Here is a 12,310-nt window from a genome sequence, read left to right on the forward strand (position 1 = left end):
ACAGAGCCGCAACAGCCTCGACGTCCTCCAGCAACTCTTCAACGGCAACGTCTGGCTACCAGCACCCACCTGAACAGTTACAGGTACCTAGTGAATTCGTCCCAGCCCACGCGAAGTTTCCGACGGGGAGGGACAGTTTCACTAGGTACCTTGTGAAACCGCCGCGAGGTCAAGACTAAATGTGGCTACTCGAGGAGCGCGGCGATGCAGGCGGCGAGCTTCTGGACCTCGAGGGCGCTGATCCCGGAGGCGAGGCACAGGGCCTGGGCCTCGAGCCAGGTGAGCGTGTCTTCGACCTCACCGACCGGGTCGGTGACGGTGTCCTCGATGGTGCCGACCGGGTCGTCGACGATGCCGCCGATCGGGCCGGACGGGTTGCTCGGCGACGGCGATCCCGGGTTGCCGGGGGTCGGCGTACCAGGACCGGGGGTGCCGGGAGTGCCGGGCTCCGGCGGGTCGGTCGGGTCGACGCCGGGGCCGCCGGGCGTCCCGCCGTTGCCGCCCGGCGCCGGCGCGGCCTCGTTGCCGGGCTGGTTGCCGTTGTTGCCGGCCTGCTGGGTGCCGGGGCCGTCGTTGTCCGGGAAGTACGGCGCGGGGCCGAGGTTGTTGGGGACCGAGGAGTAGTCGCCGTCGAGGTAGGCGTCGTACAGCGACAGCACCAGGTCGACGTAGGAGTTGGAGTGGTTGTAGCGGTAGACCGCCGCGCGCCGGCCCTTGTCGAGAGCCAGGTCGTCGCTGCCGGAGCAGAGGTAGACCGCGCTCGCGAGCGCGGCGTCGTCGATGTCCTGCGGGTTGCGGAGCTTGTCGCCGTCGGCGTCCACGCCGACCACCGACCAGGTCGACGGGATGAACTGCATCGGGCCGACCGCGCGGTCGAACAACTTGTCGTTGTCGTACTTGCCGGCGTCGGTGTCGGTGATCCGCGAGGTGTTGCGAGTGCCGTCGAGCGGGATGCCGTAGATGCCGGGCTGGGCCACGCCGTCGTCGTCCAGGACGTTGCCGCCGAAGCGACCGTGGTCGGACTCCACGCGGCCGATGGCCGCGATCAGCTGCCAGCTCAAGTGGCAGGCGGGGTCGGCGGTGTTGATGACGGTCTCAGCGCGCTGGTACGCCGAGAGCGCGGCCGCGGGGATCCCGTTGGCCGAGGCGTTCTTGACGATGTCGCCCTTGCTGCTGTCGAGACCGGGGGCGACCACGCCGGGACGGGTCAGGCTGGCGGGCGCCTGGATGGCTTCGGTCGGAATCGTGGTGCCGTCCGGCAGGCGGTTGTCATGCTCGCCGGCGGACGCAGGAATCAGTCCCACGCCGGCGATGCTCGATGTCCACGCCAACGACAGCACCGCCATCGGAACAAGCGCGGTCGCCTTTTGGATACGTCCGAACTGCAAAGCGGACATGTGTGCTCTCCCTATACACCTCGTCTGCGGCTCCCTCAAGCACAGACATCCATCCAAACGAATGTTGTCACACTTAGTTACGGCTGAGGCAGGTTCTGTGACCTCGGTTACTTCAACTCTCCAGTCGAGGGACGGGGGCTGACCGCGGTCATGACGCGATAGGCCACAATGACTCGGTGACTGTGTCGAGCGACCGGCCCCCGGCCAACGGGCTGCCGACCGACGGCTCCAGCCGTCTGTTCGACCGGGCCCGTGCCGTCACCCCTGGCGGCGTCAACTCCCCGGTCCGTGCCTTCAATGCTGTTGGCGGTACCCCCCGCTTCATCGAGCATGCGCACGGCGCCTGGCTCACCGACGTCGACGGCAACGAGTACGTCGACCTGGTCTGCTCGTGGGGCCCGATGCTGCTCGGCCACGCCCACCCCGACGTGCAGGCGGCCGTGGCCGCCGCGGTCGCCCGCGGCACGTCGTACGGCACGCCCACGGTGCCCGAGGTCGAGCTCGCCGAGGAGATCGTGGCTCGGACGCCGATCGAGCGGGTCCGCTTCGTCTCGTCCGGCACCGAGGCCACCATGTCCGCCATCCGGCTGGCCCGCGGCTTCACCGGCCGCGACCTGGTCGTGAAGTTCGCCGGCTGCTACCACGGCCACGTCGACGCCCTGTTGGCCAGCGCCGGCTCGGGGCTGGCCACGTTCGCGGTGCCCGGCACGCCCGGCGTACCCGAGTCGTCGACGGCACTCACGCTGGTGCTGTCCTACAACGACCGGGACGCGGTCGAGAAGGCGTTCGTCGAGCACGGCGACCGGATCGCCTGCCTGATCACCGAGGCCGCACCCGGCAACATGGGCGTGGTCCCGCCCGAGCCCGGCTTCAACGCGTTCCTCGCCGAGACCTGCGCCAAGTACGGCGCGCTGTTCGTCTCCGACGAGGTGATGACCGGCTTCCGGGCCAGCCGCGATGGACAGTGGGGGCTCGACGGCAAGGCCGAGGGCTGGCGCCCCGACCTGATGACGTTCGGCAAGGTGATGGGCGGCGGATTCCCCGCGGCGGCGTTCGGCGGCCGTGCGGACGTGATGGCGCGGCTCTCGCCGGAGGGGCCGGTCTACCAAGCCGGCACGCTGTCCGGGAACCCGGTCGCGACGACCGCCGGACTGGCGACGCTGCGGCTGGCCACCGACGAGGTCTACGCCCACATCACGGCCGCCGGCGAGACGATCAAGGCCGCCGCTGCCGACGCGCTCACCGCGGCCGGCGTACCCCACGTCATCCAGGCCAGCGGCACCATGTTCTCGGTGTTCTTCACTGACCGGCCGGTCCGCAACTTCGACGAGGCCTCGGCGCAGGACACCGGCGCATTCAAGGCGTTCTTCCACGCGATGCTCGACCGGGGCGTCTACCTGCCGCCCTCGGCGTACGAGGCGTGGTTCCTCTCCTCGGCCCACGACGAGCGCGCCGTACAGACCGTGATCGACGCGCTGCCCGCGGCCGCGCGAGCAGCTGCGGAAGTGTCGGTGCCGGGTGATAGGCCAGCCCCCAGGGCGGGCGGGGAGGATCTGGGCGCATGACGACGACGGTCCATCTGCTGCGGCACGGCGAGGTGCACAACCCGGAGGGGATCCTCTACGGGCGGCTGCCCGGCTACCACCTCTCCGAGCTCGGCAACACGATGGCTGAGCGGATCGCCGAGTCGATCGGCGACCGCGACATCGTCCACCTCCGGGTTTCGCCACTGGCGCGGGCGCAGGAGACCGCGCAGCCGCTGGCCGACCGGCTCGGCCTGGAGATCACCACCGACGCCCGGGTGATCGAGTCGGCTAACTGGTTCGAGGGCCGCAGCTTCGGTCGCGGCGTCCGGACCCTGCTCGACCCGCGGATCTGGCCGAAGCTCTGGAACCCGTTCCGGCCGTCCTGGGGCGAGCCCTACAAGGAGATCGCCGCCCGGATGATGGCCGCGGTCGCCGACGCTCGCGACGCCGCCGAGGGTCACGAGGCCGTGATCGTCGCCCACCAGCTGCCGATCTGGGTGGCCCGGCTGCACGCCGAGAAGCGCCGCTACCTGCACGACCCTCGCACCCGGCAGTGCACGCTCTGCTCGCTGACCTCGTTCACGTTCGACGGCGAGCGGCTGCTGTCGATCGCCTACTCCGAGCCGGCCGGTGACCTGATCCCGAACCGCGACAAGGCGGCCCCCTTCTCCGCCGGGGGCGCGCCCGAGGAGAACCGGCCCTGAAGTTGAACCGTCTGCTCGCCCCTGCCCTTGCCTGCCTGCTGCTGCTCGTGGGCTGCTCGTCGTTGGAAGGAACCGGCGACAAGGGCTACATCGAGGGCGACGGACAGGTCAAGCAGATCAAGCCGGACGACCGCGAGGACCCGATCGAGCTCGCCGGCGACGGCCTCGACGGCGAGGAGATCGACCTCGCCGACCGGCGGGGGAAGGCGACCGTGCTGGTCGTCTGGGCCTCGTGGTGCAGCCCCTGCCGCGCCGAGGCCGACGAGGTCGCCGACGCCGCCGAGGAGCTGGAGGGCACCGCCCACTTCGTCGGCATCAACACCCGCGACGACGAGTCGCGAGCGGCCGCGTTCGTGCGCAGCAAGCGGGTCCCGTACCCGTCGATCCACGACCAGGACGGCGAGGCGATGCTGGCCTTCCCGGGCACGCTCAGCCCGCGGACGATCCCGGCATTCGTCGTACTCGACAAGCAGGGCCGGGTCGCGGCCAGCATCATCGGCGCGCTGCCGTCGACGCTGACCCTGGTCCAGCTGGCCGAGGAGATCGCAGCCGAGCCAGACGGGTCAGCCGATGGCTGACTGGTTCCAGCAGCAGGCCGGGTCGGGTTCGCTAGCGCTGGCGATCCCGGTCGCGCTGATTGCGGGCCTGGTGTCGTTCTTCTCGCCGTGCGTGATCCCGCTGCTGCCGGGCTATCTCTCCTACGCGACCGGGCTGTCCGGCGCCGACCTCGCCGACGCCGAGGTCACCCGCAGCCAGCGCGGCCGGCTGTTCCTCGGCTCGGTGCTGTTCGTACTCGGCTTCTCGGCCGTCTTCGTGCTCCTCGGCACCGCGTCCGGCGCCCTCGGCTCCTGGCTGGTCCAGCACCAGCGCGAGCTGTCGGTGACCCTCGGCTTGGTCAGCATCGGGCTCGGGCTGGCGTTCATGGGACTGGTGCCGTTCCTACAGCGCGACCTCCGGGTGCACGCCGTACCCCAGGTCGGGCTGGCCGCCGCGCCACTGCTCGGCTTCCTGTTCGGCCTGGGCTGGACGCCCTGCATCGGGCCCACGCTCGGCGTGATCTCGACGCTCGCGATCAACGAGGGTACGGCGGGCCGCGGGGCGCTGCTGTCGGCGTTCTACGCGCTCGGGCTGGGAGTGCCGTTCGTGATCGCCGGGCTCGCTTACGAGCGGATGCTCGGCGCGGTTCGCTTCATCCGCAAGCACCAGGTCTGGGTGACTCGGATCGGCGGCGGGGTGATGATCGTGGTCGGCCTGCTGCTGGTCACCGGCTGGTGGGACTGGTCGGTGCAGTGGCTGCAGTCGAACCTGATCTCCGGCTACGAGGTGAGCGTCTGATGGCGATCGACACTGAAGCGCCGGAGGCGCCCGAGCGGCGTCCCGGCGAGCTGAACCTCCGCGAGCTGCTGCGCTGGTCCTGGCGGCAGCTCACCTCGATGCGGACGGCGCTGATCCTGCTGCTCCTGCTCGCCCTCGCCGCGATTCCGGGCTCGGTGATCCCGCAGGAGGGCGTGGACTCCCTCAAGGCCTCGCGCTGGCAGGACGACCACCCGAAGCTGACCCCGATCTATGAGCGGCTCGGGCTGTTCGACGTCTTCGACTCAGTGTGGTTCTCCGCGATCTACATCCTGCTGATGGTCTCGCTGGTCGGCTGCATCCTGCCGCGCTCGCTGGTCTACTGGCGGGCGCTGCGGGCCGCGCCGCCGGCCGCGCCGCGCAACCTGTCCCGGCTGCCGGACCACACGACGTACACCACCGAGGCGCCGGCCGACGAGGCTCTCGCCGCCGTGACCGCGGTGCTGAAGCAGCGCCGGTACCGGACCCTGACCGGCGAGGACTCGGTCGGGGCCGAGCGCGGCTACCTGCGCGAGGCCGGCAACTTGCTGTTCCACGTGTCGGTGCTGGTGGTGCTGGTCGGCTTCGCGATCGGCTCGCTGTTCGGCTACAAGGGCGGCGTCGCGATTATCGAGGGCGGCGGGTTCACCAACACCCTCAACCAGTACGACGACTTCGAGCCCGGCAGCCTCTTCGCCGCCGACGACATGGAGCCGTTCTCCTTCAAGGTCGAGAAGTTCGACGCGGAATGGATCAAGGAGGGCTCCAGCGCGGGCATGGCACGGAAGTTCGTCGCCGACCTCTCCTACCGCGAGGACCCCGCCGCCGAGACGGACGACTACGCCCTGAAGGTCAACCACCCGCTGACCATCGGCGGCACCGACGTCTTCCTGGTCGGCCACGGCTACGCGCCGGTCATCACCGTCCGAGACGGCAACGGCGAGGTCGCCTACAGCGGGCCGACCATCTTCCTGCCCGAGGACCAGTCATTCCGCTCGTTCGGCGTGATCAAGGCCGCCGATGCGCAGCCGACCCCGATCGGGCTCGAGGGCTGGTTCTACCCGACGTACGCGTTCACCGAGGAGACCGGGCCGTTCTCGGCGTTCGGCGACGACCTCAACCCGGCGATCTCGATGCTGGTCTACACCGGCGACCTCGGCATGGACGACGGCGACGGCCAGTCGGTCTACGAGCTCGACAAGTCGAAGGCCGAGCTGGTCAAGAAGCCGGACGGGTCGATGCTCCGGGTCGACCTCGCGGTCGGTGACACCGTGGAGCTCCCGAACGGAGCCGGTACCGTCTCCTTCGACGGGTACGAACGCTGGACCAAGATCCAGATCAGCCGGACGCCCGGCAAGTGGGTCGCGCTGGCAGGCGTCTCGCTGGCACTGCTCGGGCTGCTGGGGTCGCTTTTCATCCGGCCGCGGCGGGTCTGGGCGCGAGTACGGCGTGAGGACGGCGTCGATGGTGGCGTCACCGTGGTCGAGGTCGCCGGCCTGGACCGCTCTGGCGGCGGCGATGTCGCCGAGGAGCTGAGAGAGATCGTGGCCGCTGCGTCACGGAAGGAGTCACCGTGAGTGACAGCGCGTGGGAGTCGCTGAGCAACCAGTTCATCGGCGCCGCCGGCATCGTCTACTTCCTGGCGCTGATCGCGCACCTGGTCGAGTGGTCGGCGCTGCGCAAGGTGCCGGTCACGGCGGTGGCCAAGGAGCTGGTGGGCTCCGGCGCGCCGACCGAGCCGGCCGACGTACCCGCTGTGGACGAGGCGACCCAGTCCCGGATCGCGCTGTTCGGCAGGTTCGGGCTGATCCTGACCGGCCTGGCGGCGGCGCTGCACCTCGGGGCTCTGGTCGGTCGCGGCATGGCCGCGGACCCGAACCGGGTGCCGTGGGGCAACATGTACGAGTTCACGCTCAGCGGCACCTTCGTGGTGGCCGTGGTCTACCTGTCGCTCTACAAGCGCTACGCGCTGTCGTGGTTGGCGCCGATCGTGGTCGGCTTCAACATCACGGTGCTGATGGCGGCGAAGATCTGGCTGTACGACCCGGTCGCTCCGCTGACCGAGGCGCTCAACTCCTACTGGCTGATCATCCACGTCGTCTCGGCAGTGATTGCGACCGGCGCGTTCACGGTCGGCGGGATGCTGTCGGTGCTGTTCCTGCTCAAGGAGCGGGCGCCGGAACGGACCACGGGCTACCTGGCACGGGTGCCGGCGACCTCGACGCTGGACCGGATCTCCTACCGGCTGCACGCCTTCGCGTTCCCGGTCTGGACCTTCGCGGTGCTGATCACCGGCCCGATCTGGGCGCACCAGGCGTGGAGCTCCTACTGGAACTGGGACCCGAAGGAAGTGTGGGCGTTCATCACGTGGGTGATCTACGCGGCCTACCTGCACGCCCGGGCCACCGCAGGCTGGAAGGGCCGCAACGCGGCGTACCTCGCACTGCTCGGGCTGGCCACGCTGTGGTGGAGCTTCATCGGGATCAACTTCTTCTTCGGCGGCGGCAGCCAGCACTCGTACGCCGCGCCCGCGGCCGAGATCGTCGTCGCCGACCGGCAGTAGCCCCAGGTCAGGCGCCGGCTCAGGCGCCGGCTCAGGCGCCGAGCAGCGCGTCGAGGCTCGGGTGCAGGTGGCGGGTAGTGAGCACCGATGCCGCCTGCCGTGCCCCGGCCTGAAGCGCATCGGGCAGCGGTACACCCGCCAGGGTCGCGTCGAGCACGCCCGCCATGAACGCGTCGCCCGCGCCGTTCGTGTCGCGCACGGTGACGACCTCGGTCGCGACGGTGTGGCGCGTCATCCGCTGGTCGACCGCGATCGCGCCGTCGGCGCCGAGCGTGCACACGACCAGCGAAGCGCCGCCCGAGATGCAGCGCTCCATGAAGGGCAGCGGGTCGTCGCCGATGCGGTCGGCGTTCATGAAGATGGCGTCGGCGGCCTCGATGAAGGGGCGGTGGAAGCCGGCCTCGCCGTCGTAGTCGTGGATGTCGGTCCAGATCGGCCGGCCCGTCTCGCGCGCGGCGGCGATCAGCCCAAGGGAGAGCGGGGCGAGGTCGAGCACGATCACCGCGGCACCCGCCATCGCTGAGACGACCTCGGCGGCGGGCGCATCGTCGCTGTCGTCGGGGGTGGTCAGGTAGAGCGACAACCGCCCGCCGTCGCGCGTCATGAGGTTGAGGTGGCGCTCGGTCGCGCCGCCGTTGCCTGCCAGCAGCTCGATGTCCGCCGCGGTCAACGCGGCGCGCACGCGCTCGCCCTCGGCATCGCCGCCGAGCAGGGTGTGCAGCACCACTGGCCGCCCGAGGCCCGCGAGCGAGAGCGCCTTGCCCGCCGACGTACCGCCGACCGTCTCCCAGTCGCCCAGCGCGAGCTGCATGTGCGGCACCGGCTCTGGGAGCCGGTCGAGCTCGACGATGCGGTTCCAGGACGCTGGGCCGGCGATGAAGACGTGGTCGGTCATTCGGCGGACCACGCCTCCCAGAGGGCGGCGTACCGGCCGCCGGAGGCGATCAGCTCGTCGTGGGTGCCGACCTCGACCATCTTGCCGTGCTCGAGGACGATCACCCGGTCGGCGCGGGCGGCCTGGGTGAGGCGGTGGGCGATCAGGATCGCGCTGCGGCCGGCGATGGCTGCGGTCGCCGCCTCCTCGAGCGAGCGGGCGCCCGCGGAGCCGGCCTCTGCGGTCGCCTCGTCGAGGACCACGACCTCCGGGTCGCTGAGCACCACCCTGGCCAGCGCCAGCTGCTGGGCCTGCGCGGGGGTGAGGGGGTGGCCGTGGTCGCCGACCACGGTGTCCCAGCCGTCCGGCAGCGCGTCGACCCAGGGCGTCGCCGAGACGGTGTCGAGCGCCGCGCGCACCTCGTCGTCGGTTGCCTTCGGGCGGGCCAGGTCCACGTTGGCGCGGACCGAGCCGGTGAACACGTGCACCTCCTGGCTCACGTGTACGACGTGGTCGCGGACGTCGGTGTCGGCCAGCGGTACGCCGCCGAGCGTGACCTCGCCGCTGGACGGGGCCAGCGTGGCGGCGGCGATCGCGCCGAGCGTGGTCTTGCCGGCGCCGGTCGCACCCACCATCGCGACCTTCTCGCCGGGGGCGACCTCCAGGTCGATCCCGGTAAGCACCGGCCGGCCCTCGACGTACTCGTGGGAGACGCCGGTCATCCGGAGCAGCGGCTTACCGCCGACAGTGGCGGTCGGCGGCTCCGGCTGCGGCAGCCGGGCGACGCCGGCGAGGCGGGCGAGCGAGGCGCCGGCCGACTGCAGGTCGTCGAAGAGCACCAGCAGCGCGCCGATCGGGTTGAACAGCCGGTGGAAGTAGAGCGCGGCGGCGGTGACCGCGCCGACCGTGGTGAGGTTGTCGCGGACCAGCACGAAGCCGGTGCCGAGGATGAACAGCAGGCCGATCAGCTCGGAGCGGTTGTTGCGCGCGAAGAACCGGGTGAGCAGCTTGAAGACGTCCACTGCCAGGCCGCGCGCGGCGTTGGACGCCTCGGCGATCCGGTCCACCTGCTGGTGCTCGCGCGAGAACGCCCGCAGGGTCGGCGCGCCGTGGAGCCCACTGACCAGCGCCTCGGCCCGCTCGCCCTGCGCGACTCGCTCGCGGGCGTAGTAGGGACCGGAGCGCGGCAGGTACCAGCGCAGCGCGAAGACGTAGAACGGCGCGGTCGCCAGGCCGGCCAGGCCGAGCCGCCAGTCGAGGGCGAACAGCCCGCCTGCGGTGAAGACCACCGCGATCGCCGACTGGATCAGCAGGGGCACCACCTCGACCAGCGAGTTCGCGATCGAGCGGACGTCGTCGCCGACGCGTGACAACAGGTCGCCGGCGCCGGCCTCCTCCAGCCGGCCGCTGTCCAGGCCGAGCGCCCGGTCCACCACCTGCTCGCGCAGGCTCGCGAGTGCGGGCTCGCCGGCGCGGGCGAGGAAGCTGGCGGCGACGGCGGTGAGGATCCCGCCGAGTACGGCGGCCACGGCGATCCCGATCACCGCCTGGGTGACCACGCTCTCGGCCGCGTCGTCCCGGACGCCGTCGACGATCCGGCCGAGCAGCCACGGCGCCACCACGCCACAGAGGCCGGCGCCGGCGAACGCCAGCGCGGAGAGGATGAGGGCGCCGCGGTGCTGCTTCAGCAGCTGCCAGGCGAGATGGGCGGTGTCGCGGGTGGACGCGATCGGCAGCAGGTTGCGGTTCATCGCAGCACCGCCGCCTGGTACGCCGGGTCCGCCGACAGGTCGTGGTGGCTGCCCTCGGCGCTGACCCGGCCGTCGGTCAGCAGCAGCACCCGGTCGGCCTGGGCCAGCAGCGCCGGGCTGCTGGTGAGGATCACCGTCACCCGGTCCGAGCCGGGTCCGTGTCGCAGCCGGCGGATGCCCTCGGCGATCCGCTGCTCGGTGACCGCGTCGACCGCGGTCGTCGGCTCGTGGAGAACTAGGATCCTCGGCTCGGCGGCGAGGGCTCGCGCCAGTGCCAGTCGCTGCCGCTGGCCGCCGGACAGCGTGCTGCCGTCGGCGGCCGTGGCGTGGTCGACGCCGTCCTCGTGGAGGGCCACCACGTCGTCGACCGCGGACGCGTCCAGCACCGCGGTCAGGTGCGGCTCGTCGGCGGCCGCGATGTTGCTGCGCAGCGTGCCCTCGAAGATGTCGGCGTGGTGCCGGTTGACGATCACGTGCCGGCGGAGGGCGTCGAGCTTGAGGTCGTCGTACTCCACGTCGCCGAGGCGTACGCCGCCGGTCCGCTTGTCGCGCTCCAGCTCGCCGCGCAGCAGCGCGACCAGGGTGTCGGCGGCGGCCGGGTCGGTGACGACCACGCCGAGCAGCTCGCCCGCCCGGGTCTGCAGGCTGAGCCCGTCGAGGGGGGCTGCGTTGACGCCGTCGACGTGGAGCTGTGGCTGGTCGTCGGCCGGTGTCCGGCTGCCGTCGAGGACGAGCGGCGGCGTACCCAGGAAGGTCGCGATCCGCCCGGCCGAGGCGAACGAGGAGGCGAGCCGGGCGCTGATCTCGCCGATCGAGCCCATCGGCTCGGCGAGGAACTGGGCGAGCCCGACCACCGCGATCAGCTCGCCGATGGTGATCTCGCCGTCGAGCGCCAGCCGGCCGGCGACCAGCGCGACCAGGGCGAGGAACAGCCCGGTCAGCGTCGTCGAGAGGCCCGAGAGCCGGCCGTACGACGAGGTGGTGCGGATGCTGGCATCGCGGGCCGCCTCGGACAGCGACCGGTAGCGGGCCGCGGCGGTGCGCTCGGCACCGATGCCCTTGAGCGGGCGCAGTCCGCGGACTAGGTCGGTGGCCATGCCGGTGGCGCGGCCGATCGTCTCCTGCTGCTCGGCGGTGTGCCGGGAGATCCGGGGCGTGGCCAGCTGGATCAGGCCGAGGACGACCGGCGTACCGACCAGGACGACCAGGCCGAGGCCGGCGTCGATCCGCAGCAGTGCCCAGGCGCCGACCCCGATCGAGGCCATACAGGCGAGCAGGTGGGTGAGCATCCGCATGCCGACGGCCACCTGCTCGGCGTCGGAGGTGGCCAGCGACAGGATCTCGCCGGGCAGCAGGCGGGTGCGCGCGCCGCGCGGAGCGAGGACGTGCTCGGAGATCTCCATCCGCAGCTGGTGCATCTCCAGCTGCGCGGCGCCAACTCCGAGCCGGGCGCCGAACCGGTAGGCGTAGGACAGGCAGCAGAACAGCGCCGTCAGCGCCACCGCCCAGACCGCTAGGTCGCGCCATTCGCCGGTCACGACGGCGCCGTCGATGACCAGGCCGATGAGTACCGGGACCGAGGCCTCGCAGGCCTGCCACAGCACCAGCAGGAGTGCGGATCCGGTGAGCGGGCGGCGGTGGCGGGAGAGAGATCGCCGGATCAGGGCGCGGGCAGTCATCGGGTGGGCGGGCACGCGGTCGAGCGTAGTCGAGGTTAGGTCAACCTAACTAAGCCCGGATCCAGGCTTGGTGGGTCAGCGTGGTCCGTCCGGGGGTTCCCGGCGCTTGCGCTTGCGGTTCAGGTCGCGCAGGAACTCCGGGTCGTCGTCCGGCCCGAGCGGGCGTTGCGGTCGGCCCTGGTTCGGCTTGGGCCGCCGCTTGAGGACGCGGGAGGTCGAGCCCCGGAACACGCCGCGTTCCCAGGCCCTGACCAGCAGATAGGTGATCGCCGCGAACAGCACGACCACGACGATGAACTTCAACACCCCTCCAGAGTAGGTCGCGATCCCCCGACCCGGCTCATGTTCACGCACAAACCCGCCGACCCGGCTTGTGTTGACGTGTGGGTACGCCGACCCGGCCCGTGTTGACGCGTGAGAGCGCTGACCCGGCCGGTGTCGACGCGTGAGAGCGCTGACCCGGCCCGTGTCGACATGCTGCGTG

The 12,310-nt window shown here is 71.3% G+C and carries 11 protein-coding genes; 6 read left to right on the forward strand and 5 right to left on the reverse strand.

The window, feature by feature from the left end:
• Positions 1-185 precede the first annotated feature (185 nt).
• Positions 186-1,304, reverse strand: a complete 1,119-nt coding sequence (locus DDV73_RS24115) for a lytic transglycosylase domain-containing protein (protein ID WP_154402888.1) — start codon at positions 1,302-1,304, stop codon at positions 186-188.
• 269 nt (positions 1,305-1,573) lie between these two features.
• Here DDV73_RS24115 and hemL point away from each other — a divergent pair, with 269 nt between their 5' ends.
• The 6 genes from hemL to ccsB are packed head-to-tail and all read left to right on the forward strand — an operon-like array spanning position 1,574 to position 7,522.
• A complete protein-coding gene (gene hemL, locus DDV73_RS24120) occupies positions 1,574-2,962 on the forward strand; it encodes a glutamate-1-semialdehyde 2,1-aminomutase (RefSeq protein WP_420818487.1) in 1,389 nt (462 codons plus the stop codon).
• Positions 2,959-3,627 carry a histidine phosphatase family protein gene (locus DDV73_RS24125; RefSeq protein ID WP_109509830.1) on the forward strand — a complete coding sequence of 223 codons (669 nt, stop codon included), beginning with the start codon at positions 2,959-2,961 and terminating at the stop codon, positions 3,625-3,627. The genes hemL and DDV73_RS24125 overlap by 4 nt, the downstream gene beginning before the upstream one ends.
• Positions 3,628-3,629: 2 nt before the next feature.
• Positions 3,630-4,205 carry a TlpA family protein disulfide reductase gene (locus DDV73_RS24130; RefSeq protein ID WP_240617451.1) on the forward strand — a complete coding sequence of 192 codons (576 nt, stop codon included), beginning with the start codon at positions 3,630-3,632 and terminating at the stop codon, positions 4,203-4,205.
• Positions 4,198-4,962 (forward strand): cytochrome c biogenesis CcdA family protein, encoded by a 765-nt coding sequence (locus DDV73_RS24135; protein ID WP_109509832.1) that lies wholly within the window; start codon positions 4,198-4,200, stop codon positions 4,960-4,962. The genes DDV73_RS24130 and DDV73_RS24135 overlap by 8 nt, the downstream gene beginning before the upstream one ends.
• Positions 4,962-6,536, forward strand: a complete 1,575-nt coding sequence (gene resB / locus DDV73_RS24140) for a cytochrome c biogenesis protein ResB (RefSeq protein WP_109509833.1) — start codon at positions 4,962-4,964, stop codon at positions 6,534-6,536. Before DDV73_RS24135 ends, resB begins: the two co-directional genes overlap by 1 nt.
• Positions 6,533-7,522: a c-type cytochrome biogenesis protein CcsB gene (gene ccsB / locus DDV73_RS24145; protein WP_109509834.1), complete on the forward strand. Its 990-nt coding sequence runs from the start codon at positions 6,533-6,535 to the stop codon at positions 7,520-7,522. Before resB ends, ccsB begins: the two co-directional genes overlap by 4 nt.
• Positions 7,523-7,553: 31 nt before the next feature.
• Here the strand turns inward: ccsB and DDV73_RS24150 are convergent, their stop codons facing one another.
• From DDV73_RS24150 to DDV73_RS28510, 4 genes are read right to left on the reverse strand one after another with little or no spacing between them, the layout of a single operon-like run.
• Positions 7,554-8,417 (reverse strand): carbohydrate kinase family protein, encoded by an 864-nt coding sequence (locus tag DDV73_RS24150; RefSeq protein ID WP_109509835.1) that lies wholly within the window; start codon positions 8,415-8,417, stop codon positions 7,554-7,556.
• The gene (locus DDV73_RS24155; RefSeq protein ID WP_109509836.1) at positions 8,414-10,147 is read right to left on the reverse strand and encodes an ABC transporter ATP-binding protein; all 1,734 of its coding nucleotides are present in this window, start codon (positions 10,145-10,147) and stop codon (positions 8,414-8,416) included. The genes DDV73_RS24150 and DDV73_RS24155 overlap by 4 nt, the downstream gene beginning before the upstream one ends.
• Entirely contained in the window at positions 10,144-11,841 is a 1,698-nt protein-coding gene (locus tag DDV73_RS24160) for an ABC transporter ATP-binding protein (protein WP_154402889.1), read from the reverse strand. Before DDV73_RS24160 ends, DDV73_RS24155 begins: the two co-directional genes overlap by 4 nt.
• A 60-nt stretch (positions 11,842-11,901) precedes the next feature.
• Positions 11,902-12,132, reverse strand: coding sequence for a hypothetical protein (locus tag DDV73_RS28510; RefSeq protein ID WP_109509838.1), 231 nt, complete (start codon positions 12,130-12,132; stop codon positions 11,902-11,904).
• Positions 12,133-12,310 lie beyond the last annotated feature (178 nt).

This window comes from Nocardioides speluncae, from assembly GCF_003121585.1.
Lineage (GTDB): Bacteria > Actinomycetota > Actinomycetes > Propionibacteriales > Nocardioidaceae > Nocardioides > Nocardioides speluncae.